Source organism: Pluralibacter gergoviae ATCC 33028 = NBRC 105706, from assembly GCF_001598855.1.
GTDB lineage: Bacteria > Pseudomonadota > Gammaproteobacteria > Enterobacterales > Enterobacteriaceae > Pluralibacter > Pluralibacter gergoviae.
Genome location: NZ_BCZS01000014.1, coordinates 101766 through 127859 on the forward strand (window position 1 = coordinate 101766; position 26094 = coordinate 127859).

The window sequence follows — 26094 nt, forward strand, 5'->3', positions numbered from 1 at the left end:
GTGGCCCGTATTACGCAACACGGGCCACCGATTGACGCTCCACGATGGTACACGCCAGCTCAACACGCCTTGGAATTTCCACACTCCCCGCAATCATATCCTGCAGTAACTCCAGTGTCAGCGTACCAATTTCCTGCACCGGAAGGTGGACGGTAGTCAACGGTGGCGTTGCAAACTCTGCCTGGGGCAGATTATTCATACCCATCACCGAAATATCCTCCGGCACACGCATTCCCAAAGCCAGCACGCCACTGATCGCACCGAGCGCCAGCGAATCATTGGCGCACAGTATCGCTGAGCACTCGCGCGGATTGTCACGAAAACGCGCGATCACCGCCTGCTCAGCCAGTTCCGGTAGCCAGTCGGTTACCGTCAGGATACGCGACTCATCGCACGCCAGTTGACGACAGCGCATTGCTTCACGCCAGCCGTCCTCTCGCTGTTCGATCGTCCGCCTGCCGGGGTGAGTTAAAAACAGAATGTCGCGATGGCCCCGCTCCAGCAGATATTCACAGGCCATGCGCGTGGCCGAACGGTTACAGGGCAGCACGCTGGATAAGCGCATCAGCGGATCTTCAGTGTTCGCCAGCACCGTCGGTTTTTTCAGATTCACCACCGTATTCAGAAAGTCGCTGTCATCGACCGTCAGCGCCAGCACTCCCCCGACATCCGGCTCTTCCAGCAGAGCCTGCAGAGAACCGTTATCATTATCGTTAAGCCGATGGATCGTGAGATCAATCCCCAGAACCTTTGCCCGCTCTTTCAGTCCTTGCAGCACGTACCAGCTGAACTGATAGCGGTTATAATCCAGCATCGCCACCTGTGAAATGGCCAGAACAATTCGCGCACCGCCCAGCTCCTGAGCAGGCGTATAGCGCATCGCCCGCGCCACTTCCTGAATACGCGTACGCAGTTCCTGGCTGACCCCTTTTTCACCCGACAGCGCCCGAGACACTGTACTGAGCGAGGTGCGACATCGGGTCGCGATATCTTCCAGACGAACGCGGCGATACCCCGCCTCGCGCTCTGCCTGATTGTCTGATTTACTCATCTCTTATCCTTTCTGACGCCACACTTCACACGACGTAATCCAAACACCCTTTTATACCCTGCGATGAAATGGTTGCTGTTAGCAAAGCCGTATAGACAGGCAATTTCTATCATCGACATTGCCGTTTCACTTAACCTCCGCCACGCAGACGCCAACCTCAACTGTACTAAATCGTTATCAAGGGTTAACTCCGTTTCCCCCTTTAATATGCCAAAAACGGTACCACTGGTGAAATGGAAGGACCCGGCCATCTGCCGCCAGAGACGATCTTCATCACCTTATTTACGAAGCCAGCGTCACCGCCTACGTAGTTTCGCGCAGGTGCGTTTTTCAGGGAGAAGATCAGGGACCCACGCGCGGGCCCTTCATCGCCAGTTAACGCCTCGGAGGGAGGGTTATTGTTCTTCACAGGCGCTCCGGGCGCAACATGTCAATCTGATAAGTTAGCAGGACGTTTCCTTTTACGCTGTGGGCTATCCCCGGCAAAGCAGCCCCGGCGCGGACTCGCTTTACTTACCGGCGAAAACCCGCGCCCTTCGCTGCGTGAGGCATGCCCACCGAGCAGACTCGCGCGCCGGCACATTCCGAAAATACGCCCACGTCAACAAACAATTCTGATGGACAACGGACAAATTTTTGCGCATGGTAAACACGCCGAATTGCTGAGCAGACGCGGGCGTAATACCAGTTCAGACAGCGAGTTTAGGCTACGCTTTCTTTCATTATCAGGCCCGGAGTTGTAGAACATGCGTCTGGTTCAGCTGTCACGTCATTCTATCGCCTTTCCGTCGCCGGAGGCCGCGCTGCGCGAGCCTAACGGCCTGCTGGCCCTGGGCGGCGATCTGAGCCCTGCCCGGCTGCTGATGGCCTATCAGCAGGGCATATTCCCGTGGTTCTCGCCCGGCGATCCTATTCTGTGGTGGTCCCCGGACCCGCGCGCCGTACTGTGGCCGGAGCAGTTCCACCTGAGCCGCAGCATGAAGCGCTTTCACAAAAGCTCGCCCTATCGCATCACGCTCAATCACGCCTTCGACCGGGTGATCCGCAGCTGCGCCGACGATCGCGATGAGGGCACCTGGATAACAGAAAGCATTATTCTGGCCTATCAGCAGCTGCATGAGCTGGGCCACGCCCACTCGATTGAGGTGTGGCGCGGCGATGAGCTGGTAGGCGGCATGTACGGCGTTGCCCAGGGCGCGCTGTTCTGCGGCGAGTCGATGTTCAGCCGGGCGGAGAATGCGTCTAAAACGGCGCTGCTGGTGTTCTGTCAGGCGTTTATCGACAGCGGCGGCAGACTGCTCGACTGTCAGGTACTCAATAACCATACCGCTTCGCTTGGTGCGGTCGAAATTGCGCGTAAAACCTATCTGGAACACCTGAGCGAGTTGCGCGCCGTGCCGCTTGCTGATCGCTTCTGGGTGCCCCGCGTGCTCTTTTCGCCGTCAGCCTAAATGTTTTCGGCACATTTTTTGTCAGGGTGATATAATCGCGCCCGCAAGTCGTTTCTGCCTGTTGCCCTGCCGACGTTTCAGGAATCTCCCCTTTGGTTTGCGCTCGTCACACGGTATCTGTGCGACGTTCGGGCAATGCGCAAAAACGATCTCAAGGTTTCGGTCGCCGCGTATGCGGAAAGATGACCGGTAAATCTTTACTTAATTGATGAATTTCGGCATTATCTTGCCGGTTCAAAACTATGGTAGTGATACCCCCGAGGACTAGATGGCCAAAGAAGACAATATTGAAATGCAGGGTACCGTTCTCGAAACGTTACCTAACACGATGTTCCGCGTAGAGCTGGAAAACGGTCACGTAGTTACCGCGCATATCTCCGGTAAAATGCGTAAAAACTATATCCGCATTCTGACGGGCGACAAAGTGACTGTTGAGCTGACCCCGTACGACCTGAGCAAAGGCCGCATTGTCTTCCGTAGTCGCTAATTGATTTGATGCCCGTGGGGTAGTCGAAAAGTTAAGCCGGGTTTATTCTCGGCTTTTTTATGTCTGGTGTTTGGGGCTGCACGGACGGCACGCCGCTGTATGCTTTCTAAACTTCCTGTACGGCAATGAACTGACCACCAGACACCCTAATCGCACTGTTATAAAACAGAAAATAGATTCTGGCAGCGCCATTCGCTCATAAAACCAGATAACGGCATAACAACTTTATATTCATTTTCACCGCCGGGCCGGATCGGGCCACAGACATAAAAAAACCGGGCTTTCGCCCGGTTTGTCGTCACGCTTCCGCCACTCAGTGCGCCGCTTCCGCCTTGCGCTTCTGCGCCGCCTGGAAGTCGTAGGTCAGCGTATTGCTGCTGGCATCGAGGTCGACCGTCACCTGGCCGCCGTCTACGAGCTTGCCGAACAGCAGCTCGTTGGCCAGCGGCTTCTTCAGGTTGTCCTGAATAACGCGGGCCATCGGACGGGCGCCCATCGCACGGTCGTAGCCCTTCTCCGCCAGCCAGTCGCGCGCTTCCTGACTGACTTCCAGGGAAACGCCCTTCTGGTCCAGCTGCACCTGCAGTTCGACGATGAACTTGTCGACAACCTGATGGATAACCTCGGTAGAGAGGTGATCGAACCAGATAATGTTGTCGAGGCGGTTGCGGAACTCCGGCGTGAAGATCTTCTTGATCTCCTCCATCGCATCGGTGCTGTTGTCCTGATGGATAAGGCCAATGGATTTACGCTCGGTCTCACGCACCCCGGCGTTGGTGGTCATCACCAGCACCACGTTGCGGAAGTCCGCCTTGCGGCCGTTGTTGTCGGTGAGCGTACCGTTGTCCATCACCTGCAGCAGCAGGTTAAAGACGTCCGGATGCGCCTTCTCGATTTCGTCGAGCAGCAGCACCGCGTGCGGATGCTTAATTACCGCATCGGTAAGCAGGCCGCCCTGGTCAAAGCCAACGTAGCCCGGAGGCGCGCCGATAAGCCGGCTGACGGTGTGGCGCTCCATATACTCGGACATATCAAAGCGCAGCAGCTCGATGCCCAGCGCCTTCGACAGCTGGACGGTGACCTCGGTTTTCCCGACCCCGGTCGGTCCGGCGAACAGGAAGGAGCCGACCGGCTTGTGATCCTGGCCGAGGCCCGCGCGGCTCATCTTGATGGCTTCGGTTAAGGCTTCGATAGCCTTGCCCTGACCAAACACCAGCATCTTCAGGCGCTCGCCGAGGCTCTTGAGCGTATCGCGGTCGCTCCTGGAAACGCTTTTCTCAGGAATGCGCGCAATGCGGGCCACCACGGACTCGATGTCCGCCACGTTGACCGTCTTCTTACGCTTGCTGACCGGCATCAGACGGGCGCGGGCGCCCGCCTCATCGATCACGTCAATCGCCTTATCCGGCAGGTGGCGGTCGTTGATGTACTTCACCGCCAGCTCCACCGCCGCACGCACCGCTTTCGCGGTGTAGCGCACGTCGTGATGCGCTTCGTACTTCGGCTTCAGGCCGTTGATGATCTGCACCGTCTCATCCACGGAGGGTTCAGTAATGTCGATTTTCTGGAAGCGGCGCGCCAGGGCGCGGTCCTTTTCGAAAATGTTGCTGAACTCCTGATAAGTGGTGGAGCCAATCACGCGGATTTTACCGCCCGAGAGCAGCGGTTTAATCAGGTTGGCGGCATCCACCTGTCCGCCGGACGCGGCGCCGGCGCCGATGATGGTGTGGATCTCATCGATGAATAGAATGCTGTTGGTATCCTGCTCCAGCTGCTTCAGCAGCGCCTTGAAGCGCTTCTCAAAATCGCCGCGGTACTTGGTGCCCGCCAGCAGCGAGCCGATATCCAGCGAGTAGATGGTGCAGTCGGCCATCACTTCCGGGACGTCGCCCTGCACGATGCGCCAGGCGAGCCCTTCGGCGATGGCGGTTTTACCGACGCCGGACTCCCCCACCAGCAGCGGGTTGTTTTTACGGCGGCGGCACAGCACCTGAATGGCGCGCTCAAGCTCTTTGTCGCGGCCAATCAGCGGGTCGATCCCGCCGACGCGAGCAAGCTGGTTAAGATTGGTGGTGAAGTTTTCCATACGTTCCTCCCCGCCTGCTTGCTCTTCAGTATTCGGTTGGCTTCCGGCATCGGAAGACTGGCTCGGCTCGTCTTTACGGGTGCCGTGGGAGATAAAGTTGACCACGTCGAGGCGGCTCACTTCATGTTTGCGCAGCAGGTAGGCCGCCTGCGACTCCTGTTCGCTGAAAATGGCCACCAGCACGTTGGCGCCGGTGACTTCGCTGCGCCCGGATGACTGGACGTGAAAGACCGCGCGCTGCAGAACGCGCTGGAAGCTGAGCGTCGGCTGGGTGTCGCGCTCCTCTTCGCTCGCCGGCAGGACGGGCGTGGTCTGTTCGATGAAGGCTTCGAGTTCCTGACGCAGCGCCACCAGGTCCACGGAGCAGGCTTCCAGCGCTTCGCGGGCGGATGGGTTGCTGAGCAGCGCCAGCAGCAGATGCTCGACGGTCATAAACTCATGACGGTGCTCGCGCGCTCTGGCGAAAGCCATGTTTAAACTGAGTTCCAGTTCTTGATTGAGCATAGGCACCTCCCCCAATTTTATTGCCTGCTTTCAGGCCTGTTCCAGCGTACACAACAGCGGATGCTCATTCTCCTTGGCATACTTGTTCACCAGGGCGACTTTGGTCTCTGCCACTTCGGCGGTAAAGACGCCGCAAATGGCCTTGCCCTGATAGTGAACCGTAAGCATCAGCTGCGTTGCACGCTCTACATCATAAGAAAAGAATTTTTGTAACACGTCAATAACAAACTCCATCGGAGTGTAGTCATCATTGAGCAATATCACCTTATACATCGACGGCGGCTGTAGCGCATCGCGTACTTTATCCTCCGCCAGCTGGTCGAAATCCAGCCAATCCCGCGTCTTACCCATTGTCAGTTGTCATCTTCAGTTGCAGCCCTGGCGGGAGACCTCACGCCACTGACCAGAGCCAGTCCTAATATCCAATCTACAGTAAGTGTAGATAACTATCCTCTATTACTGCTATTTGCGACGGCTGCCGCCAACAGCGATACAGATCACACTCTACGCAATAGCGTTAACTGGTTCAAATTTTGGTGATTTTTTCACCATAACTCGCCCGTTCACTCTTGACCCACTGCCTGAATTATCTAAATTGGACAGGCGAGCATTGGCGAGGTTTTATACAACACCCTGCTCCACCACCGATTCATTCCATCTGATTACAAGTTTTACGAAGGATGTCTAAGTATGGAAATGGGTACAGTTAAGTGGTTTAACAATGCCAAAGGGTTTGGCTTTATATGCCCTGAAGGCGGCGGCGAAGATATTTTCGCCCATTATTCAACTATCCAGATGGATGGTTACAGAACGCTAAAAGCCGGGCAGGCCGTCCGGTTCGATATTCACCAGGGGCCGAAAGGCAATCACGCCAGCGTGATTGTGCCCGTACTGGAAGCTGAAACTGCCGCATAGCAGTAGCTTCATTGTGACTATCCCATCGGTAAAATGCCAGCCCCTGCGGCTGGCATTTTTATGGCCGCTACTCGCGGGCCAGCGCCTCCACCGGATCGAGACGCGCGGCGCTGCGCGCCGGCAGCCAGCCGAACAGCACGCCGGTGAGCGTTGAGCAGATAAACGCCATCAGCAGCGCCAGCGGCGAGAAGCCGATGCTCCAGTCGGGCAGGAACAGCTGCAGGACCAGGGCAATCATCAGCGACAGGCCGACGCCCAGCGCGCCGCCCACCAGGCACACCAGTACCGCTTCAATTAAAAACTGCAGCAGCACATCGGCCGCCCGGGCCCCGACCGCCATGCGGATGCCGATTTCTCGGGTGCGTTCGGTGACCGACACCAGCATGATGTTCATCACGCCGATGCCGCCGACCAGCAGCGAAATCACCGCCACCAGGGTTAAGAAGAGCTGCAGCGTGTGGGTGGTGCGCTCCGCCGTTTTCAGGATGCTGTCCATATTCATGGTGAAGACATCTTTTTTCCCGTGACGCAGGGTCAGCAGACGGGTCAGCTGCTGTTCCGCCAGCGCGCTGTCGTAGCCTTCATTGATGCGCACGGTAATGGAGTTGAGCCACGACTGGCCCATCACCCGGCCCGCCATCGTGGTATAGGGCAGCCAGACCCGCAGGTTTTTACTGCTGCCAAACATGCTCTGCTTTTCGGCGGCCACGCCGATGACCGTCACCGGAATATTGCCGACCAGGATCACCTCGCCCACCGCGCTCGCCTTATCGGGAAACAGCTGGCGACGGGTATTGCCGTCAATGACCACCACCTGCGCGCGGTCCGCCTGCTGCACGGCGTTGAAGGTATTGCCCTCGCTGAAGCTCATGCCGTAGACGCTGAAGTACTGGGTGCCGATGCCCTCCGCGCTGGCGGAGACGTCGATATTGTTGTAGCGCAGCCGCAGGCTTTTGGAGACCGCGGGGGTAGCGGAGCTCACCCACGGCTGCTGCTGGATAGCCAGCAAATCGTCATACTTCAGCGCCTGCTGATACTGCGGCTCGTCGTCGCCGAAATCTTTCCCCGGATAGACGTCGATGGTGTTGGTGCCGATGGCGCGAATATCGGCCAGCACCAGCTGCTTGGCCGCATCGCCGACCACCACGATAGAGACCACCGAGGCGATGCCGATGATAATCCCCAGCATGGTCAGCAGGGTGCGCATCTTGTTGGCCGCCAGCGCCCGCCAGGCCATCGCCAGCGCCTCGCGAAAGCCGCCGGTAAACTGCTGCCACGCGCCGGCGGTGCCCGCAGGCGTACTCCGGGCGCCGGCGCCCGCGGCCTTTGGCGGCGGGTTGCTGACGATCTCACCGTCGCGGATCTCGACGATCCGCTCCGCCTGGGCGGCCACCGCCGGATCGTGGGTGACGATAATCACCGTGTGCCCCTGCGCCCTGAGCTCATGCAGGATGGCCATCACCTCTTCGCCCGAGCGGCTGTCGAGCGCGCCGGTCGGCTCATCCGCCAGAATGACCTGGCCGCCGTTCATCAGAGCGCGGGCGATACTGACCCGCTGCTGCTGGCCGCCGGAGAGCTGCGAAGGGCGGTAGTCCCGCCGCGCTTCAAGGCCGAGCTGCGCCAGCAGGGCCCGCGCGCGCTCAAGGCGCCGCCTGCGCTCGGTGCCCGCATACACGGCGGGGATTTCGACATTCTGCGTGGCGCTCAGGTGCGACAGCAGGTGGTAGCGCTGAAAGATAAAGCCGAAGTGCTCCCGGCGCAGGCGCGCCAGCGCGTCGGCGTCCAGGGTGGCCACATCAGTGCCCGCTACCCGGTAGGTGCCGCTGCTCGCCTTATCCAGACAGCCGATGATATTCATCAGCGTCGATTTTCCCGAGCCGGACGCGCCGACGATCGCCACCATTTCGCCGGCGTTGATCCGCAGCGAGATGCCCTTGAGGACCTCCACGCTGCCGTCGCCGGACGGATAGCTGCGGCGAATATCGCTCAGCTCAAGCAGCGCGGTCACGGCTTCGCTCCGGGATGACTTTCACCGGTGATGACCTCGTCGCCCTCCTCCAGGCCTTTGGCCACCACAACCTCGGTATCATTGCGCGCGCCGAGCGTCACTTCGCGGGTTTTCACCTCGCCGTTGCGCAGCAGGCGCACGCTGTAGCGGTTATCGCCGGTGGCCTCGCCGAGGGCGGCAAGCGGAATGGTCAGCGCGTTTTTCACGCCGTCGAGCTGAATATGCACCTGGGCGGTCATGTCCAGGCGCAGCACGCCCTGCGGGTTAGGAACCTCAAAGCGGGCGTAGTAAAAGATGGCGTCATTGACCTTTTCCGGCGTCGGCAGAATATCCTTCAGCATCCCTTCGTAGCGGGTCAGCGGATCGCCGAGCACCGTAAACCAGGCGTGCTGGCCGGGCTTAAGATGGATAACGTCGGCCTCTGACACCTGGGCCTTGACCAGCATGGTGCTGAGATCCGCCAGGGTCAGAATATTCGGCGCCTGCTGGGCGGCGATCACCGTCTGTCCCTGCAGGGTGGTTATCTGCGTCACCTCGCCGCTCATCGGCGCGACGATGCGGGTATAGTCGAGGTTGGTTTTCGCCGTATCCAGCGAGGCCTGGTTGCGCTTGATCTGCGCATCGATGGTGCCGAGCTGCGCCTCCTTCACCGCCAGATCGGTGGCCGCGGTGTCCAGCTCCTGCTGCGAGACGAGATGTTTACCGACCAGCTGCCGGTTGCGCGACAGCGTCAGCTGCGCAAGCCTCTGCTCGGCAATGGCCTGCAGGCGCTGGGCGCGCAGCTCCATCAGCGTCGCCTCGACCTCTTTTATCTGGTTCTCCGCCTGCTCGGGGTCGATAACCCCGAGCAGCTGATCTTTCTTCACTTTGTCGCCAATGCTGACCGACAGCGTTTTCAGTTGACCGCTGACCTGCGCCCCGACGTCAACCTTGCGCACCGCATCGAGCTTGCCGGTCGCCATCACGTTTTTTTGCAGCTCGCCTTTGCGCACAATCAGCGTCTGATAGTGCGGCAGCGGCGCGTTGAGCGTGCGCCAGACGCTGACGCCGGCGATCGCCAGCAGCAGCAGCGCCAGCAGGTAGCGCTTCTTTATTTTGTCCCTGATGCTCATAGGATCCTTATGCTTACCCGCCCGGCGACGCGGCGAATATCAACCTTACGTAAACAGCTTTTCGATAGGCTAAATGTTATCAGAGTTATTAAGGCCGGGTTTACTATTCTGCTGCTTAAATCTGCGCTATGACTGGTAACCGGACCGCCCCTGATGACGCAGATCACCCAAAACAGTTTTATCCCCGCTCGTTCCCCAAGTCCGCTCGGACTCTTTCTGAGCCTCACCTTTGGCAAACTGCGGCCGGGTAAATTCTGGCACCAGCGCAGCTTCCGGCGCAAGTTTATGCTGCGTTCGCTGCTGATGCCCTCTTTGAGCCGGGAGTGGCTCACCGAGCTTGCCCAGTGGCCCGAGCTGGATATTCTGCTCAGGCGCCAGCCGCGCCTGCCGGTGCGCCTGCATCGCCCCTATATTGCCGCGCCGCTGACGCCCCGCCAGCGGCTCGATGCCCTGCACGATCACTACGCCCTGCTGCACGCGCGCTTCTCGCCGGCCGAGCTGAGCACCTACTTCAGCGCCGACCGGCTGCTGCTGGCCACGCTCGAAGGGAAAGAGGATGAGGTCTATACCCTGGAGCTGACGATGGTGATATCGCTGGACAAAGAGGGAGACAGCACCATCCTGATGCGCAACGGCGACGGCGACACGCTGGCGGAAATGACCTTCACGCTGTGCCACTACGGCAACAAGCGCACGCTGTTTATCGGCGGCCTGCAGGGCGGCAAGCGCGAGCTGCCCCACGAGGCTATCCAGAAGGCCACCAAGTCCTGCAGCGGCCTGTTTCCGAAGCGGCTGGTGATGGAAGCCGTCTGCGACTTTGCCCGGCGGATGGAGGTAGAGCAGATCCTCGCGGTCAGCAACGCCACCCACATCTACCGCAGCCTGCGCTACCGGGATAAAGAGAACAAAATATTTGCCGACTACGATGCCTTCTGGACCTCGGTCGGCGGCGAGCTGGACGATGAGGGCTACTTCCACATTCCCGACAGCATCGCCCGCAAAAGCGAGGCCGACATCGCCAGCAAAAAGCGGGCGGAGTATCGCCGCCGCTATCAGCTGCTGGATGCGGTTGCGGCGCAGATGAGCGGACGCTTCGGCGGCTAGTCTGCCCGCCCCCGCGCCAGCCACAGCACCCGGGAGAACATCTTTCTCAGCAGGGACGGCACCGACTCAACGCCGCGCCGCCCTGCTTCCATTGCCACCTCGATCGCCAGATCGGGCTTCGACGAGCGGTGAATGGCCTTAGTGATGACCCGGCGCATATTCATCGGCACGCCGTCGGGCAGTTGCGCGACCCGGTGGTAAACGTCATCAAACCCCTGGCGGTACATAAAGTGCTCCATATCCAGCGCCGGCAGCTCCGTCAGGTGCTGGCGCTCAAGCTCCCGGTCATTGTTAACCAGCCCGCGCACCGTCGCCGCGTATTTCTTTCCCGCCTCGTCGCCGTCCACCAGCACGTGCCACTCAATGCCCATCCGGCGGGCAAACTTAATCAGCGGCCGCAGTCCCGACTGGGCGAACTCAATCACCTTAATGCCCTCGGCGTCGAAGTGGTGGCCGCACTGGCGGGCCAGTTCGTTAATCACCCAGGTCTCGGTTTCGCCCTCCACCAGCAGCCAGCAGCGGGCAAACAGCGACGAGGCGCGGTTGAAGCGGATATGAAAGGCGATGCGCCTGCCGTCTTCGGCATTCAGCCCGTCCGGCCCCAGGCGCCAGGCGGCCACCCTGGACGAGTCGCGCACCAGGCGGCAGATGTGCTCCACCGGCGTCATCGACAGCAGTTCACCGGAATTGGTGGTGGTGACCCGCTGCAGCGGCAGCAGGTTAAGCAGATTCCACGCCACCGACAGCATGATCGGGTGCAGGCGGGTTTCGGGATCTTCGATCAGCAGCAGCGGCCTGGCGTCTTTATCCAGCCGCACCGAGCCTTTCGCCTGCAGCAGCGTGGCGAACAGCCCCAGCAGGATCATCCGGTGGCTGCGGCCGCCGGGCTTATCGATCATCCGGTTGATAATGTCGAGATAGCGCCAGCTGCGCTGCTCGTCGTGGGAGCGGCGGCGCATCAGGCGGTGGCGGGACTCCGCCGTTCCCTGCTCGGAAAAGTAGTGCTCCAGCAGCTGTACCATCGCCGACAGGCCCTGGCGGATCTGGCCGTCGGTGAGGTTCTGCGGGCTGTTGACCAGCTCGCGGGAGAGAAAATCGAGCTGGCGGGCGGTGAGCTCAACGTCCGGAACGTCGGGCACCGCGCCGCTGCGGATGCGGCGCATAAAGCGCGCATCGCGCAGGCGTAGCACCGGCATCAACCGCACCAGGTGCCCCGCCAGGGCATCGATGTCGGGAATGGCCAGCGGCTGGCCGCCGCCGTCGAGAAAACTGCGCAGGGTCATCACGCAGCCCTCGTCGTCCAGCTCGCCCTCCAGCCGGTAATGAATACGCTGAAAGCTGTCCTCACCGGCCGTCCAGCAGGCGGCCAGCGGCCGGTAGTGGCGGGCGTTGCGCCGCCCGGGCTCCAGCTCGCGAAAGGTGAGGATAATATGCAGGTGGTGCTCCCGTCCGGTGACGTCGCCGGGCGGAAACCAGAAATCCTCACGGACAAAGTGGTAGAGGCCGGATTCCGGCGACAGCAGCAGCGTCAGCGCGTCGAGCAGGCTGGACTTACCCCAGGCGTTCTCGCCGATTAACACATTGTTCTCTTCCAGCGCCAGCGACAGGCGGTTGATACCGCGAAACCCGACGATTTCCACACGCTCAAGAAGCATATCTCCCCCGAACCGACTTCCCTTAAGTTACGGCAGTATAGCCACAGGCGACGGCCAAAGGCATCCACAATTGAGAGCGCATGAAATAACAAGAACCGGTAATTATTATTTTCCGCTCATAAAAATATAAAAATAACATCGCCGGATTCGCCCAGGAAATAACCTGACATTGCCTCACATCAATTATCACCAATATATTTCGCTGGTTAATATGGAAGATTCGTCCATAAAATGGCGGCGCTAATTTGTGTCGTCCCTTTTAAGACGATATTCAGTTGATTATGGCGATTTATTATGCGGAAAAAAATACAACCGCATCGCCGTTATTTCGAGGTGGTATATGTTCAGAAAACTGGCCGCAGAGTGCTTTGGCACGTTCTGGCTTGTGTTTGGCGGCTGCGGCAGCGCGGTACTGGCAGCAGCGTTTCCCGGGCTGGGAATTGGCTTCGCGGGGGTCGCGCTGGCCTTTGGTTTAACCGTATTAACCATGGCCTACGCCGTGGGCCATATCTCCGGCGGCCATTTTAACCCGGCGGTGACCCTCGGCCTGTGGGCCGGCGGCCGCTTTCCGACGAAAGAGGTCATTGGCTATATTATTGCCCAGGTGATCGGCGGCATTATTGCAGCCGCGGTTCTTTATGTTATTGCCAGCGGTAAAGCCGGATTCGACGCCGCCGCCAGCGGCTTCGCCTCTAACGGCTACGGCGAACATTCGCCGGGCGGCTACTCCAGGCTGGCGGCCATCGTGATTGAAATCGTGCTGACCTGCGGTTTCCTGCTGGTTATCCACGGCGCCACCGATAAGCGCGCCCCGGCGGGCTTTGCGCCGATTGCCATTGGCCTGGCGCTGACCCTGATCCACCTGATCAGCATTCCGGTGACCAATACTTCCGTTAACCCGGCCCGCAGCACCGCCGTGGCCCTCTTCCAGGGCGGCTGGGCGCTGGAGCAGCTGTGGCTGTTCTGGGTGATGCCGATTATCGGCGGTATCCTCGGCGGCCTGCTGTACCGCACGCTGCTGGAAAAACGCGATTAAATCACGCTCCCCGCCGGCGCCGCCCTTTTCCCGGGCGGCGCTGTTTTCTGTTTACTGCGCCGCGCGAATTCGGTAGTGTCATGGGCGTTTTTTTCTCTCTAAAGGACCCGCCCACCCATGTTATCCGGATTGCTGATTATTTTAGTGCCGCTGGTGATTGGCTATCTGATCCCGCTGCGCCACCGCCGCGCGCTGCAGATAATTAATCGCCTGCTGAGCTGGATCGTTTACGTTATTCTTTTTTTTATGGGCGTCAGCCTCGCTTTTCTCGATAATCTTGCCAGCAATCTGTTTGCCATTTTCCATTATTCCGCCGTCAGCATCGTGGTTATTCTGGCCTGCAATACCGCGGCCCTGCTGTGGCTTGAGCGATCGCTGCCGTGGCGCAGCCAGCATCAGCAGGAGAAGCTGCCCTCGCGCCTGGCGATGGCGCTCGAATCACTCCAGCTGTGCGGCGTGGTGCTGGTCGGGTTCTTAATCGGTCTGACCGGGCTGCCTTTCCTGCAGCACGCCACCGACGCCAGCGAATATACGCTGATTTTTCTGCTGTTCCTGATCGGCATCCAGCTGCGCAATAACGGCATGAGCCTCAAGCAGATCGTCCTCAACCGCCGGGGCATGATTGTCGCGACGGTGGTGGTGGCAAGCTCGCTGGCGGGCGGCGCCATTAATTCACTGCTGCTGGGCCTGCCGCTGAAGGCCGGGCTGGCGATGGCTTCCGGCTTCGGCTGGTATTCACTGTCCGGCATTCTGACGACCGAATCCTTCGGCCCGGTGATCGGCAGTGCGACCTTCTTTAACGACCTGGCCCGCGAGCTGATTGCGATCATGGTCATTCCGGGGCTTATCCGCCGCAGCCGCTCGGCGGCGCTCGGCCTGTGCGGCGCCACGTCGATGGACTTTACCCTGCCGGTGCTCCAGCGCTCCGGCGGCGTCGAAATCGTCCCGGCGGCTATCGTCCACGGCTTTATCCTCAGCCTGCTGGTGCCGGTGCTGCTGGCCTTCTTCGGCGCGTAATACTCCCATGGCGGTAGGCTCCTGCCGCCAAAATTGCGTTAAATCAATCTCCCCTCAGGTTGCCACACAATTTCCTTTTCAGCCTCATCCCTGAGGCTTACTCTTAAACATGTATCTAAAATATAACTTTAAGAAAGGTGTGATCATGTTTTGTGTGCAATGTGAACAAACGATGCGGACCCCGGTAGGCAACGGCTGCGCCTATGCGCAGGGGATGTGCGGCAAAACGGCGCAAACCTCTGACCTGCAGGACCTGCTGATCGCCACGCTGCAGGGGCTCTCCGCCTGGGCAGTGAAGGCCCGCGAGTACGGTATCGTCAGCCACGAGGTTGACAGCTTCGCGCCGCGCGCCTTTTTCTCCACCCTGACCAACGTCAACTTCGATTCGCCGCGCATTATCGGCTACGCCCGCGAGGCCATTGCCCTGCGCACGGCGCTGAAGCAGCAGTGCCAGGCACGCGATCCTGCCGCCGCCGTCGATAACCCGATGGCCGGTATCCAGCTGGTCAGCGACGACCTCGGGGACCTGCAGCGCCAGGCCGCCGCCTTCGTGCCGAACAAAGATAAGGCTACTATCGGCGACAACATCCTCGGTCTGCGCCTGCTGTGCCTGTACGGCCTGAAGGGCGCCGCCGCCTATATGGAGCACGCCCACGTGCTCGGCCAGCACGATGAGGCCATTTATGCCGAATATCATCAGATCATGGCCTGGCTCGGTACCTGGCCTGCCGACATGAACGCCCTACTGGAATGCGCGATGCAGATTGGCCAGATGAACTTTAAGGTCATGCGCATTCTTGATGCCGGTGAAACCGGCGCCTACGGCCATCCGACGCCGACCCAGGTTAACGTTAAGGCGGTTGCCGGCAAGGCAATTCTGATCTCCGGCCACGACCTGAAGGACCTCTATAATCTGCTCAAACAGACCGAAGGCACCGGCGTTAACGTCTACACCCACGGCGAGATGCTGCCCGCCCACGGCTATCCCGAACTGCGCAAATTCAAGCACCTGGTCGGCAACTACGGCAGCGGCTGGCAGAATCAGCAGGTTGAATTCGCCCGCTTCCCCGGCCCGGTGGTGATGACCTCCAACTGTATTATCGATCCGACCGTCGGCCAGTACGACGACCGCATCTGGACCCGCAGCATCGTCGGCTGGCCGGGCGTCAGCCACCTTGAAGGCGATGACTTTATGCCGGTGATCCAGCAGGCGCAGAGCATGGCGGGCTTCCCGTACAGCGAAATTGAGCACCTGATCACCGTCGGCTTTGGCCGCGAAACCCTGCTCGGCGCGGCGGATTCACTGATAGACCTCGTCAGCCGTGAAAAGCTGCGCCACATCTTCCTGGTGGGCGGCTGCGACGGCGAGCGCACCGAACGCAGCTACTTCACCGACTTCGCCACCCGCGTGCCGGACGACTGCCTGGTGCTGACCCTGGCCTGCGGTAAGTACCGCTTCAACAAGCTCGACTTTGGCGACATCGAGGGCCTGCCGCGCCTGATCGACGCCGGGCAGTGCAACGACGCCTACTCGGCGATTATTCTCGCCGTCACCCTGGCGGAGAAGCTGGGCTGCACCGTCAACGATCTGCCGCTGTCGCTGGTGCTCTCGTGGTTTGAGCAGAAGGCGATCGTCATCCTGCTGACCCTGCTGTCGCTGGGCGTGAAAAACATCACCACCGGCCCGACGGCGCCCGCCTTCCTGACGCCGGATCTGCTGGCTATCCTCAACGAGAAGTTTGGCCTGCGCGCCATTACTGACGTTGAGCACGATCTGCAGATGATGCTGAACGCCTGAGGAGCTAACCATGAGTATACCCACCCCCCAGTGCCCGTGGCGGATGCAGGTGCACCACATCCGCCAGGAGACGGCGGATGTCTGGACCCTGTCGCTGCTGTGCCACGACTACTATCCTTACCGCGCCGGGCAGTACGCGCTGGTAAGCATTAACGGCAGCGCGGAGGATCTGCGCGCCTATACACTCTCCTCAACGCCGGGCGTCAGCGAATACATTACCCTGACCGTGCGCCGCATCGACGGCGGCAAAGGATCGGAATGGCTCACCGGCAGCGTCAAGCGCGGCGACTATCTCTGGCTCTCTGACGCGCAGGGCGAGTTTACCTGCGATAACAAGGCCACCGATAAGCTCCTGCTGCTGGCGGCGGGCTGCGGCGTGACGCCGATTATGTCGATGCGCCGCTGGCTGGCGAAATATCGCCCCGACGCCGACGTGCAGGTGATTTTCAGCGTCCGCTCCCCTGAGGACGTGATTTTTGCCGACGAGTGGCGCGACTACCCGGTGACCTTCGTGGCGGAGAATAACGCCGCCCACGGCTTCGTGCCGGGCCGCCTGAGCAGCGCCCTGCTGCAGAGCGTGCCGGATCTCGCGGCGCGCACCGTAATGACCTGCGGCCCGGCGCCGTACATGGAATGGGTCGAAGAGAACGTCAAGGCGCTCGGCGTCACGCGCTTCTATAAAGAGAAGTTCTTTACCCCCGCGGCCCCGGCGGCAACCGGCGGCCTGAAGTTCAGCAAGCTGCAGCCCGCCGCCGAGTTTTATGCGCCGGTAGGCACCACGCTGCTGGAGGCGCTGGAAAGCAATAAAATTGCCGTCAACGCCGCCTGCCGCGCGGGCGTCTGCGGCTGCTGTAAAACCCGCGTGCTCTCGGGCGAATACAGCGTCACCAGCACGCTGACCCTCAGCGAACAGGAGATTGCCGACGGCTACGTGCTGGCCTGCTCCTGCCACCCGCAGGGCGATCTGGTACTCGCCTGATCCTGCCTTTGCCTGATAGTGCCCCTATCAGGCAAATCCCTCTCCTGTGATCTACGCTTATCTGCGGTAATAACATTTAAGGAGATGGACAACCATGAAGCAGACCGTAGCTGCCTATATTGCGAAAACGCTTGAACAAGCCGGGGTAAAAAGAATCTGGGGCGTCACCGGTGACTCCCTCAACGGGCTGAGCGACAGCCTGAATAAAATGGGCACCATCGACTGGATGTCCACCCGCCACGAAGAGGTGGCCGCCTTTGCCGCCGGCGCGGAAGCGCAGCTCACCGGCGAACTGGCGGTCTGCGCCGGCTCCTGCGGGCCGGGCAACCTGCACCTGATCAACGGCCTTTTTGACTGCCACCGCAACCACGTGCCGGTGCTGGCCATCGCCGCCCACATTCCGTCGAGCGAAATCGGCAGCGGCTACTTTCAGGAAACCCATCCTCAGGAGCTGTTCCGCGAGTGCAGCCACTACTGTGAGCTGGTCTCCAGCCCCGATCAGATCCCGCAGGTGCTGGCCATCGCCATGCGCAAAGCGGTACTCAACCGCGGCGTCTCGGTAGTGGTCCTGCCGGGCGACGTGGCGTTGAAGCCTGCCCCGGAGAGCGCCAGCAGCCACTGGTATCATGCCCCGCTGCCGGTGGTGGTGCCGGAGATGGAAGAGCTGCGCAAGCTGGCCCAGCTGCTGCGCTACTCGAATAATATCGCCCTGATGTGCGGCAGCGGCTGCGCCGGGGCGCACAAGGAGCTGGTGGAGTTCGCCGGAAAATTAAAAGCGCCCATCGTGCACGCCATGCGCGGCAAAGAGCACGTCGAGTATGATAACCCTTATGACGTCGGCATGACCGGTCTTATCGGCTTCTCCTCCGGCTTCCACACCATGATGAACGCCGATACGCTGGTGCTGCTCGGCACCCAGTTCCCGTACCGCGCGTTTTACCCGACCGACGCCAAGATTATTCAGATAGACATCAACCCGGCCAGCATCGGCGCCCACAGCAAAGTGGACATGGCGCTGGTGGGCGATATTAAGGCCACGCTGGCGACGCTTATCCCCCTGCTGGAAGAGAAAACCGACCGCAAGTTCCTCGACAAGGCGCTGTCGCACTATCAGGACGCCCGTAAAGGGCTGGACGATCTGGCGAAGCCCAGCGACAAAGCGATCCACCCGCAGTACCTGGCCCAGCAGATCAGCCATTTTGCCGATGACGACGCTATCTTTACCTGCGACGTCGGCACGCCCACCGTGTGGGCGGCCCGCTATCTGAAGATGAACGGCAGGCGCCGCCTGCTCGGCTCCTTTAACCACGGCTCGATGGCCAACGCCATGCCGCAGGCGCTGGGGGCTAAGGCGACGATGCCGGATCGTCAGGTAGTCGCCATGTGCGGCGACGGCGGCTTCAGCATGCTGATGGGCGATTTTCTGTCGGTGGCGCAGATGAAGCTGCCGGTGAAAATCATCGTCTTTAACAACAGCGTGCTCGGCTTCGTGGCGATGGAGATGAAGGCCGGGGGCTACATGACCGACGGCACCGATCTGCACGCCACCAACTTCGCGCGCATTGCCGAAGCCTGCGGCATTACCGGTATCCGGGTCGAGAAGTCGGCGGATATCGACGATGCCCTGCAGCAGGCCTTCAGCATTGACGGTCCGGTGCTGGTGGACGTGGTGGTCGCTAAGGACGAACTGGCAATGCCGCCGCAGATCAAGTTCGAGCAGGCCAAGGGCTTTAGCCTCTATATGCTGCGGGCGGTGATCAGCGGCCGCGGCGATGAGGTGATTGAACTGGCGAAAACCAACTGGCTGAGGTAAAAGAGAGGCATACCCCTGAATCCAAAAAGGATATGCCGTGATCGATTTACGCAGTGATACCGTGACCCGCCCGGGGCGCGCCATGCTCGACGCTATGATGGCCGCGCCGGTTGGCGACGACGTGTACGGGGATGACCCGACCGTTAACGAACTGCAGCGCTACGCTGCTGAGCTGGGCGGCAAAGAGGCCGCCCTGTTTTTACCTTCCGGCACCCAGGCGAACCTGGTCGGTCTGCTCAGCCACTGCGAGCGCGGCGAGGAGTATATCGTCGGCCAGGGCGCCCACAACTACCTGTATGAAGCCGGAGGCGCGGCGGTGCTGGGCAGTATTCAGCCCCAGCCTATCGACGCCGCCGCCGACGGCACCCTGCCGCTCGATAAAGTGGCGGCCAAGATCAAAGCCGACGACGTCCACTTCGCCCGCACCAAACTGCTCAGCCTTGAAAATACCCACAACGGCAAAGTGCTGCCGCGCGACTACCTGCGCCAGGCGTGGGAATTTACCCGCGAGCGCGGCCTCGGCCTGCACGTCGACGGGGCGCGCATCTTTAACGCCGTGGTGGACTACGGCTGCGAGCTGCGCGACGTGGCGCAGTACTGCGACTCGTTCACTATCTGTCTGTCAAAAGGGCTGGGCACGCCGGTCGGCTCCCTGCTGCTCGGCAGCCGGGACTATATCAAGCGCGCCACCCGCTGGCGCAAAATGACTGGCGGCGGTATGCGCCAGGCGGGCATTCTGGCGGCCGCCGGGCTGTATGCGCTGCAAAATAATGTTCAGCGTCTTAAGGAAGACCACGATAATGCCGCGTGGATGGCGGCGCGTCTGCGCGAGATCGGCGCCGACGTGATGCGCCACGACACTAACATGCTGTTCGTGCGCGTCGGCGAGCGGCACGCGGCGCTGGGCGACTTTCTGCGCAGCCGCGGGGTGCTGATCAACGCCTCGCCGGTGGTGCGGCTGGTCACCCATCTGGACGTCAGCCGCGAACAGCTGGCGGACGTGGCCGACCTGTGGAAGACCTTCAGCCAGCGTTAAGGAGCTAACGTGCCGCAAACCATTCTGGTGCTCGGCGCCAGCGGCTATATCGGTCAGCACCTGGTGACCGGACTCAGCCAGCGCGGGCACCGGGTAGTGGCCGCCGCCCGCAATACCGAGCGTCTGCAGAAGCTGGCGCTGCCCGGCGTCAGCTGCCACGACGTGGATCTCAACTGGCCGGATAACTTGCCGGCGCTGCTCAGGGGCGTGGATACCCTTTATTACCTGGTGCACGGCATGGGCGAAGGCCGCAACTTTATCGCCCGCGAGCGGCACGTGGCGCTCAACGTGCGCGACGCGCTGTGGGAGCAGCCGGTGCGGCAGATTATTTTTCTCAGCTCGCTGCAGGTGCCGGAGGCCGAACAGTCCGACCACCTCCGCGCCCGGCAAATCACCGGCAATATCCTGCGCGATACCGGCATTCCGGTCAGCGAACTGCGCGCGGGGATTATCGTCGGCGCCGGATCGGCGGCCTTCGAGGTGATGCGCGACATGGTCTACAATCTGCCGGTGCTGACCCCGCCGCGCTGGGTGCGCTCCCGCACCTCGCCCATTGCGCTGGAGAATCTGCTCACCTATCTGCTGGGGCTGCTGGACTTTCCCGCCGATGAGAACCGGATTTTCGAAGCCGCCGGACCAGAGGTGCTGAGCTACCAGCAGCAGTTTGAGCGCTTTATGCGCATCAGCGGCCGCCGCAGGCCGCTCGTCCCCATTCCTTTTCCTACCCGCTGGATCTCGGTCTGGTTTCTGCAGACCATCACCTCGGTGCCTGCCAGTATCGCCAGGGCGCTGATTCAGGGGCTTAAGCACGACATGCTGGCGGACGACCGGGCGCTGCGCGCGCTGATCCCGCAGACGCTTATCACCTTTGACGAGGCGGTGGCGCGCACGCTTGAGGAGGAGGCGCAGCTGGTGCACTCCAGCGACTGGGGCTATGACGCCCACGCCTACGCCCGCTGGCGGCCGGAGTACGGCTACTATCCTAAGCAGGCGGGCTGTACGATCGCCACCCGCGCCAGCCGCGAGGCGCTGTGGCAGATAGTCAATCAGCTCGGCGGCCGCGAGGGCTACTTCTTCGGCAACGTGCTGTGGCGCATCCGCGCCGGCATGGACCTGCTTATCGGCCACCGGCTGGCGAAGGGGCGCCCGGCGCGGCCCTGGCTTGAGGTTGGCGACCGGGTGGACAGCTGGCGGGTGATTATCGTCGAACCGCAGCGGCAGCTGTCGCTGCTGTTTGGTATGAAGGCGCCGGGGCTGGGACGGCTGACCTTTACCATCAAAGAGCGCGGCGACCATCGCGAAATTGACGTTCGCGCCTGGTGGCATCCGCACGGTATGCCAGGATTATGCTACTGGCTGCTGATGATCCCGGCGCATCTGTTCATTTTTCGCGGGATGGCGAAGCGCATTGCGGCCCTTGCCGAACAAATCACGCGCAGAGAGCCATAATGAACGCATTTGTTACCAGTTTCTCATTGCAACCGGGCGTGATTCACGAAAGAATGCCCGCGAAATTCTTTTCAGGAACAGCGGATTAATATGAAGGTACTGGTCACCGGCGCCACCAGCGGCTTGGGCCGAAATGCGGTGGAGTATTTGCGTCGCAGGGGCGTGAGCGTGAAAGCCACCGGTCGCAATGAGGCGATGGGCAGGCTGCTGACGAAAATGGGCGCGGAGTTTGTGCACGCCGATCTCACCCAGCTGGTCTCCTCCCAGGCGAAAGTGATGCTGGCCGGTATTGATACGCTGTGGCACTGCTCCAGCTTTACCTCTCCCTGGGGCACCCAGGAGGCGTTTGACCTCGCCAACGTCCGCGCCACCCGCCGCCTCGGCGAGTGGGCGGTGGCCTGGGGCGTGCGCAACTTTATCCATATTTCCTCACCGTCGCTCTACTTCGACTATCGCCACCACCGCGAGATTACGGAAGACTTTCGCCCGCACCGCTTCGCCAACGAGTTTGCCCGCAGCAAGGCCGCCGGCGAAGAGGTGGTGAAGCTGCTGGCGCAGGCCAACCCCAACACCCGCTTTACGGTGCTGCGTCCGCAGAGCCTGTTTGGCCCGCACGATAAGGTGTTTATTCCGCGCCTGGCGCAGATGATGCACCACTACGGCAGCGTGCTGCTGCCGCGCGGCGGCGCGGCGATGGTGGATATGACCTACTACGAAAACGCCGTCCACGCCATGTGGCTGGCGAGCCAGCCGGAATGCGATGCGCTGCCCTCGGGCCGGGCGTATAACATCACCAACGGCGAGTCCCGCAGCCTGAAGAGCATCGTGCAGCGGCTTATCGATGAACTCGACATCCGCTGCCGGATCCGCTCGGTGCCCTACCCGATGCTCGATATGGTGGCCCGCAGCATGGAGCGCTTTGGCCGCAAGTCAGCCAAAGAGCCCACCTTCACCCACTACGGCGTCTCCAAGCTCAACTTCGATTTCACGCTGGATATCAGCCGGGCGGAGCAGGAGCTGGGCTACCGGCCTATCGTCTCCCTCGATGAGGGGATCGTGCAGACGGCGGCCTGGCTCCGGGACCACGGCAAGCTGCACCTCTGACCTACGACGCCTGGCCGTACTTCTCCAGCAGCGCTTCGGCGATGGCCTGAGTTTCAGCATCGGCCTGCCCATCCCAGCGCGCCGGGCGGAAGTGCATCTGAAACGCCATAATCACCCGCCGCTGCTGCTGGGCGGTCATCCCCGGCGTCACCTCATAACCGTAGCGCGCCAGCAGGTCGAGCAGCACCAGCCGCGACGTCGGCGTGCCCGGCGCCTGCCCGTGCAGGTAGTAAGCCACCCGACTATTGTCAGGCCACGCGCCGATGCCCTGCTGGGAGAGCTGCAGCCACGGGAACATCGGGCCGGGATCGTCTTTACGCTGCGGGGCGATATCCGCGTGGGCCACAATATTCTCCGGCTCAATGTGGTAGCGGGCGATGATATCTTTCACCAGCGGGATCAGGGCGTTTATCTGCCCCTGCGCGAAGGGCGCAAAGCTCTTCTCGCCGCCGCTTTTGGTCCAGCCGGCGTTCTCAAGCTCGATGCCAATCGAGGTGTCGTTGATGCGGGTTGCGCCGCGCCAGAAGCTCGACCCCGCGTGCCAGGCGAGATCGCGCTCCTGCACCAGTTGGTAGATGCGCGGCTTGCCCTTCTGCATCGGCGGAACCGCCGGCACCAGGTAGTGGGCGCTGACCTGCGATCCGGTCAGGGTGGCGAGGGAGACGTCAAAATCACCGGCGGTATAGTGCAGGACGAGGATTTTGATGCGCGGATAGGCGTTGCGCGCCGGATGCAGCGTATCCAGCTGATAGCCGGGCTTATTGACGACGCCCTGCGCTTTTTCCTTCTCTTCCGAGGCGCAGCCCGCCAGCAGCAGCGCCAGAGATAACAGCAGCAGGAGTCGCTTCATCGCCGGGTTTTCACTGCGGTGCCGCTGACGCTGACCATCAGCATGCTGCTATCTTTGCCGACGGTCTCATAATCAATATCGATACCGACTACGGCGTTTGCGCCGAGCGCCTTCGCCTGCTCGCCCAGCTCCTTAAAGGCAATTTCGCGCGCTTTGCGCAGCTCTTTCTCATAGGCCCCGGAGCGGCCGCCGACGATATCGCGGATGCCGGCAAAAAAGTCGCGGAAAATGTTGGCACCGAGAATGGCCTCACCGGTCACCACGCCGCAGTATTCCTCGATTGTCTGACCTTCCAGGGTAGGGGTTGTTGAGTATTGCATTGCTCCTCCGTCCTCCTTCGTCAATACCTTAGCGCAGTTAGCCAAATACATTCCTATAGCAATGCGCTATGCTTTTAAAAAACTCAGTACCGTAGACATTTTATAAGGAAATCAGTTATGCGCTACTCAATTACTGCTCTTGTTATTCCCTGCGCGCTCCTGCTCAGCGCCTGCACTACCGTGACGCCCGCGTTTAAGGATATCGGCAGCCGCTCCGGCCCCTGCATCGAAGGCGGCCCGGACACCGTCGCTCAGGCCTTCTATGATTACCGTATTCAGCATCGTGAAACGACCCTTGCGGCGCTGCGCCCTTATCTGAGTGACGACCTGAATGACGTACTGACAAAAGCCGATCGCGATCCGCAAAAGCGCGCGCTGCTGCATAAAGATCCTTTCACCGGGACGACAACTATCCCTGACAGCGCCGAGGTCGCCAGCGCATCAACGATCCCGAACACCGATGCGCGCAATATTCCGCTGCGGGTCAAACTGCATCAGGGCAGCCAGAGCTGGCAGGATGAGGTGCTGATGATCCGCGAAGGCCAGTGCTGGGCGGTGGACGATATTCGCTATCTCAGCGGCAACAGCCACGCTCTGACCGGCACCCTGCGCCAGAGCATGGAGCTGCGCTGATCCCCCTACACTCCATCAGGTGAAATGTCTGGCATTCGGCAACGGATGCCGACGTTTATATCCCCGCACTACCCCGCTCACAATTTTGTGCTAAGTTTACTCATAAACATGGTTTATTTTTAAGTTTTAACGCATAAATATTGCATAACTATTCTGTGAACGTTACTATTTGCGGCCTCAATTGCTATTGGTCAGATGTGCTGGATGAGTATAAAACTAGAGGGCATTAACTGCTTCTACGGCGCCCACCAGGCGCTGTTTGATATAACCCTGGACTGCCCGCAGGGTGAAACGCTGGTGCTGCTCGGCCCCAGCGGCGCGGGGAAAAGCTCGCTGTTGCGCGTGCTCAACCTGCTGGAGATGCCGCGCTCCGGCACGCTCTCTATCGCCGGAAACCAGTTTAACTTCAGCAAAGTGCCGTCGGACAAGGCGATCCGCGAGCTGCGTCAGAACGTCGGCATGGTTTTCCAGCAGTATAATCTCTGGCCGCACCTCACCGTGGTGCAGAACCTGATTGAAGCGCCCTGCCGGGTGCTCGGGCTTGCAAAAGCGCAGGCGATGGCGCGGGCGGAAAAACTGCTCGACCGTCTGCAGCTCAAGCCCTTCAGCGACCGCTATCCGCTGCATCTCTCCGGCGGCCAGCAGCAGCGCGTGGCCATCGCCCGGGCGCTGATGATGGAGCCGCAGGTCCTGCTGTTTGATGAGCCGACCGCCGCCCTTGACCCGGAAATCACCGCCCAGATCGTCAGCATCATCCGCGAACTGGCGCAGACCCAAATTACCCAGGTGATCGTCACCCATGAAGTTGAGGTGGCCCGCAAAACCGCGAGCCGCGTTATCTATATGGAGAACGGTCATATCGTTGAACAAGGTAGTGCGGACTGCTTCACCGCTCCGCAGACCGAGGCGTTTAAAAACTATCTTTCACACTGAAGCTTCAGGAACAATGACAATGAAAAAACTCGTGATTGCCGCGCTGCTCGCAAGCGTAAGCCTCTCTGCCACCGCTGCCCAGACTATTCGCTTCGCCACCGAAGCGTCCTATCCTCCGTTTGAGTCGATGGACGCCAGCAACAAGATTGTCGGCTTCGACGTCGATCTGGCTAACGCCCTGTGTAAAGAGATTGACGCCACCTGCACCTTCAACAACCAGGCGTTCGATAGCCTGATCCCGAGCCTGAAGTTCCGCCGCGTTGACGCGGTGATGGCCGGTATGGATATCACCCCGGAGCGCGAGAAGCAGGTACTGTTCACCAAACCTTACTACGATAACTCCGCGCTGTTCATCGGCCAGAAAGGCAAGTACGCCACCATTGACGCCCTGAAGGGCAAAAAAGTCGGCGTGCAGAACGGCACCACCCACCAGAAATTTATTACCGATAAGCACCCGGAAATTACCACCGTACCGTACGACAGCTATCAGAATGCGAAGCTGGATCTGCAAAACGGCCGCATTGACGCCGTCTTCGGCGATACCGCGGTGGTAACCGAGTGGCTGAAGGCCAACGACAAGCTGGCGGCCGTCGGCGATAAAGTGACCGATAAAGATTACTTCGGCACCGGCCTCGGCATCGCGGTGCGCCAGGGCAATACCGAACTGCAGCAGAAATTCAACGCTGCGCTGGATAAAGTGAAGCAGGACGGCACTTACCAGAACATCTACAACAAATGGTTCCAGAAGTAAGT

24 protein-coding genes are annotated in these 26094 nt (G+C 60.5%); 15 read left to right on the forward strand and 9 right to left on the reverse strand.

The genetic code is table 11. The annotated features are described in order from the left end of the window. Positions 1-10: 10 nt before the first annotated feature. Both ENGE1_RS15140 and ENGE1_RS29500 read right to left on the reverse strand, forming a co-directional pair. Entirely contained in the window at positions 11-1051 is a 1041-nt protein-coding gene (locus ENGE1_RS15140; protein WP_064360649.1) for a LacI family DNA-binding transcriptional regulator, read from the reverse strand. Next, positions 1048-1302, reverse strand: coding sequence for a helix-turn-helix domain-containing protein (locus ENGE1_RS29500; RefSeq protein WP_048252368.1), 255 nt, complete (start codon positions 1300-1302; stop codon positions 1048-1050). The genes ENGE1_RS15140 and ENGE1_RS29500 overlap by 4 nt, the downstream gene beginning before the upstream one ends. Before the next feature lie 495 nt (positions 1303-1797). Here ENGE1_RS29500 and aat point away from each other — a divergent pair, with 495 nt between their 5' ends. Both aat and infA read left to right on the forward strand, forming a co-directional pair. After that, entirely contained in the window at positions 1798-2502 is a 705-nt protein-coding gene (gene aat, locus ENGE1_RS15150; protein ID WP_048252367.1) for a leucyl/phenylalanyl-tRNA--protein transferase, read from the forward strand. A 268-nt stretch (positions 2503-2770) separates the two neighbouring features. Continuing rightward, positions 2771-2989, forward strand: coding sequence for a translation initiation factor IF-1 (gene infA / locus ENGE1_RS15155; RefSeq protein ID WP_001040187.1), 219 nt, complete (start codon positions 2771-2773; stop codon positions 2987-2989). Between the two features lie 313 nt (positions 2990-3302). On the opposite strand, the gene clpA is transcribed toward infA, so the two are convergent. Together clpA and clpS are read right to left on the reverse strand one after the other, a co-directional pair. Continuing rightward, a complete protein-coding gene (clpA, locus tag ENGE1_RS15160) occupies positions 3303-5579 on the reverse strand; it encodes an ATP-dependent Clp protease ATP-binding subunit ClpA (protein WP_064360650.1) in 2277 nt (758 codons plus the stop codon). 30 nt (positions 5580-5609) lie between these two features. After that, positions 5610-5930, reverse strand: coding sequence for an ATP-dependent Clp protease adapter ClpS (gene clpS / locus ENGE1_RS15165; protein WP_043084849.1), 321 nt, complete (start codon positions 5928-5930; stop codon positions 5610-5612). Positions 5931-6269: 339 nt separating this feature from the next. Here clpS and cspD point away from each other — a divergent pair, with 339 nt between their 5' ends. After that, complete coding sequence (gene cspD / locus ENGE1_RS15170; RefSeq protein ID WP_043084851.1) at positions 6270-6494, forward strand: cold shock-like protein CspD; 225 nt, start codon at positions 6270-6272, stop codon at positions 6492-6494. Positions 6495-6561: 67 nt separating this feature from the next. Here the strand turns inward: cspD and macB are convergent, their stop codons facing one another. Then, positions 6562-8502: a macrolide ABC transporter ATP-binding protein/permease MacB gene (macB, locus tag ENGE1_RS15175; protein ID WP_048252364.1), complete on the reverse strand. Its 1941-nt coding sequence runs from the start codon at positions 8500-8502 to the stop codon at positions 6562-6564. After that, entirely contained in the window at positions 8499-9614 is a 1116-nt protein-coding gene (gene macA / locus ENGE1_RS15180; RefSeq protein WP_064360651.1) for a macrolide transporter subunit MacA, read from the reverse strand. Before macA ends, macB begins: the two co-directional genes overlap by 4 nt. A gap of 153 nt (positions 9615-9767) precedes the next feature. On the opposite strand from macA, the gene ENGE1_RS15185 reads away from it, so the two are divergent. Beyond that, positions 9768-10718: a VirK/YbjX family protein gene (locus ENGE1_RS15185; RefSeq protein ID WP_048252361.1), complete on the forward strand. Its 951-nt coding sequence runs from the start codon at positions 9768-9770 to the stop codon at positions 10716-10718. Here the strand turns inward: ENGE1_RS15185 and ENGE1_RS15190 are convergent. After that, positions 10715-12373 carry an ATP-dependent endonuclease gene (locus tag ENGE1_RS15190; protein WP_043084856.1) on the reverse strand — a complete coding sequence of 553 codons (1659 nt, stop codon included), beginning with the start codon at positions 12371-12373 and terminating at the stop codon, positions 10715-10717. The genes ENGE1_RS15185 and ENGE1_RS15190 overlap by 4 nt on opposite strands. A gap of 340 nt (positions 12374-12713) precedes the next feature. On the opposite strand from ENGE1_RS15190, the gene aqpZ reads away from it, so the two are divergent. From aqpZ to ENGE1_RS15230, 8 genes are all read left to right on the forward strand, one after another. Then, entirely contained in the window at positions 12714-13409 is a 696-nt protein-coding gene (gene aqpZ, locus ENGE1_RS15195; protein ID WP_048252357.1) for an aquaporin Z, read from the forward strand. 117 nt (positions 13410-13526) lie between these two features. After that, positions 13527-14426, forward strand: coding sequence for a LysO family transporter (locus ENGE1_RS15200; RefSeq protein WP_048252355.1), 900 nt, complete (start codon positions 13527-13529; stop codon positions 14424-14426). A 145-nt stretch (positions 14427-14571) separates the two neighbouring features. After that, positions 14572-16224, forward strand: a complete 1653-nt coding sequence (gene hcp, locus ENGE1_RS15205; RefSeq protein WP_048252736.1) for a hydroxylamine reductase — start codon at positions 14572-14574, stop codon at positions 16222-16224. A 10-nt stretch (positions 16225-16234) separates the two neighbouring features. Beyond that, positions 16235-17203: an NADH oxidoreductase gene (gene hcr / locus ENGE1_RS15210; RefSeq protein ID WP_043084862.1), complete on the forward strand. Its 969-nt coding sequence runs from the start codon at positions 16235-16237 to the stop codon at positions 17201-17203. A gap of 94 nt (positions 17204-17297) precedes the next feature. After that, a complete protein-coding gene (poxB, locus tag ENGE1_RS15215) occupies positions 17298-19016 on the forward strand; it encodes a ubiquinone-dependent pyruvate dehydrogenase (RefSeq protein ID WP_043084864.1) in 1719 nt (572 codons plus the stop codon). 37 nt (positions 19017-19053) lie between these two features. Further along, positions 19054-20052, forward strand: a complete 999-nt coding sequence (gene ltaE, locus ENGE1_RS15220) for a low-specificity L-threonine aldolase (protein ID WP_048252353.1) — start codon at positions 19054-19056, stop codon at positions 20050-20052. 9 nt (positions 20053-20061) lie between these two features. Next, on the forward strand, positions 20062-21501 hold the full coding sequence (locus tag ENGE1_RS15225) for a DUF2867 domain-containing protein (RefSeq protein WP_048252352.1): 1440 nt from the start codon (positions 20062-20064) through the stop codon (positions 21499-21501). Between the two features lie 90 nt (positions 21502-21591). Then, positions 21592-22605 (forward strand): NAD-dependent epimerase/dehydratase family protein, encoded by a 1014-nt coding sequence (locus tag ENGE1_RS15230; RefSeq protein ID WP_043084868.1) that lies wholly within the window; start codon positions 21592-21594, stop codon positions 22603-22605. 1 nt (position 22606) lies between these two features. On the opposite strand, the gene ENGE1_RS15235 is transcribed toward ENGE1_RS15230, so the two are convergent. Both ENGE1_RS15235 and ENGE1_RS15240 read right to left on the reverse strand, forming a co-directional pair. After that, entirely contained in the window at positions 22607-23455 is an 849-nt protein-coding gene (locus tag ENGE1_RS15235) for an N-acetylmuramoyl-L-alanine amidase (protein ID WP_064360652.1), read from the reverse strand. After that, a complete protein-coding gene (locus ENGE1_RS15240) occupies positions 23452-23775 on the reverse strand; it encodes a heavy metal-binding domain-containing protein (protein WP_043084870.1) in 324 nt (107 codons plus the stop codon). The genes ENGE1_RS15235 and ENGE1_RS15240 overlap by 4 nt, the downstream gene beginning before the upstream one ends. 117 nt (positions 23776-23892) lie before the next feature. Between ENGE1_RS15240 and ENGE1_RS15245 the strand changes: the two genes are divergently transcribed. The 3 genes from ENGE1_RS15245 to artI all read left to right on the forward strand — a co-directional run bounded on the left by ENGE1_RS15245 (position 23893) and on the right by artI (position 26092). After that, entirely contained in the window at positions 23893-24408 is a 516-nt protein-coding gene (locus tag ENGE1_RS15245; protein WP_048252349.1) for a lipoprotein, read from the forward strand. 204 nt (positions 24409-24612) lie between these two features. Then, positions 24613-25341, forward strand: coding sequence for an arginine ABC transporter ATP-binding protein ArtP (artP, locus tag ENGE1_RS15250; protein WP_048252348.1), 729 nt, complete (start codon positions 24613-24615; stop codon positions 25339-25341). Between the two features lie 19 nt (positions 25342-25360). Beyond that, positions 25361-26092 carry an arginine ABC transporter substrate-binding protein ArtI gene (gene artI / locus ENGE1_RS15255; protein ID WP_048252347.1) on the forward strand — a complete coding sequence of 244 codons (732 nt, stop codon included), beginning with the start codon at positions 25361-25363 and terminating at the stop codon, positions 26090-26092. Positions 26093-26094 lie beyond the last annotated feature (2 nt).

Excerpts from the sequence above, each read along its gene's own strand:
- clpA (WP_064360650.1), bottom strand. The coding sequence starts at position 5,579 with ATGCTCAATCAAGAACTGGAACTCAGTTTAAACATGGCTTTCGCCAGA.
- ENGE1_RS15140 (WP_064360649.1), bottom strand. The coding sequence starts at position 1,051 with ATGAGTAAATCAGACAATCAGGCAGAGCGCGAGGCGGGGTATCGCCGC.
- aat (WP_048252367.1), top strand. The coding sequence starts at position 1,798 with ATGCGTCTGGTTCAGCTGTCACGTCATTCTATCGCCTTTCCGTCGCCG.
- ENGE1_RS15245 (WP_048252349.1), top strand. The coding sequence starts at position 23,893 with ATGCGCTACTCAATTACTGCTCTTGTTATTCCCTGCGCGCTCCTGCTC.
- artI (WP_048252347.1), top strand. The coding sequence starts at position 25,361 with ATGAAAAAACTCGTGATTGCCGCGCTGCTCGCAAGCGTAAGCCTCTCT.
- ENGE1_RS15230 (WP_043084868.1), top strand. The coding sequence starts at position 21,592 with ATGAAGGTACTGGTCACCGGCGCCACCAGCGGCTTGGGCCGAAATGCG.
- infA (WP_001040187.1), top strand. The coding sequence starts at position 2,771 with ATGGCCAAAGAAGACAATATTGAAATGCAGGGTACCGTTCTCGAAACG.
- macA (WP_064360651.1), bottom strand. The coding sequence starts at position 9,614 with ATGAGCATCAGGGACAAAATAAAGAAGCGCTACCTGCTGGCGCTGCTG.
- ENGE1_RS15200 (WP_048252355.1), top strand. The coding sequence starts at position 13,527 with ATGTTATCCGGATTGCTGATTATTTTAGTGCCGCTGGTGATTGGCTAT.
- ENGE1_RS15240 (WP_043084870.1), bottom strand. The coding sequence starts at position 23,775 with ATGCAATACTCAACAACCCCTACCCTGGAAGGTCAGACAATCGAGGAA.
- artP (WP_048252348.1), top strand. The coding sequence starts at position 24,613 with ATGAGTATAAAACTAGAGGGCATTAACTGCTTCTACGGCGCCCACCAG.
- cspD (WP_043084851.1), top strand. The coding sequence starts at position 6,270 with ATGGAAATGGGTACAGTTAAGTGGTTTAACAATGCCAAAGGGTTTGGC.
- ENGE1_RS15235 (WP_064360652.1), bottom strand. The coding sequence starts at position 23,455 with ATGAAGCGACTCCTGCTGCTGTTATCTCTGGCGCTGCTGCTGGCGGGC.
- aqpZ (WP_048252357.1), top strand. The coding sequence starts at position 12,714 with ATGTTCAGAAAACTGGCCGCAGAGTGCTTTGGCACGTTCTGGCTTGTG.
- poxB (WP_043084864.1), top strand. The coding sequence starts at position 17,298 with ATGAAGCAGACCGTAGCTGCCTATATTGCGAAAACGCTTGAACAAGCC.
- ENGE1_RS15185 (WP_048252361.1), top strand. The coding sequence starts at position 9,768 with ATGACGCAGATCACCCAAAACAGTTTTATCCCCGCTCGTTCCCCAAGT.
- clpS (WP_043084849.1), bottom strand. The coding sequence starts at position 5,930 with ATGGGTAAGACGCGGGATTGGCTGGATTTCGACCAGCTGGCGGAGGAT.
- hcp (WP_048252736.1), top strand. The coding sequence starts at position 14,572 with ATGTTTTGTGTGCAATGTGAACAAACGATGCGGACCCCGGTAGGCAAC.
- ENGE1_RS15190 (WP_043084856.1), bottom strand. The coding sequence starts at position 12,373 with ATGCTTCTTGAGCGTGTGGAAATCGTCGGGTTTCGCGGTATCAACCGC.
- hcr (WP_043084862.1), top strand. The coding sequence starts at position 16,235 with ATGAGTATACCCACCCCCCAGTGCCCGTGGCGGATGCAGGTGCACCAC.
- ENGE1_RS29500 (WP_048252368.1), bottom strand. The coding sequence starts at position 1,302 with ATGGCCGGGTCCTTCCATTTCACCAGTGGTACCGTTTTTGGCATATTA.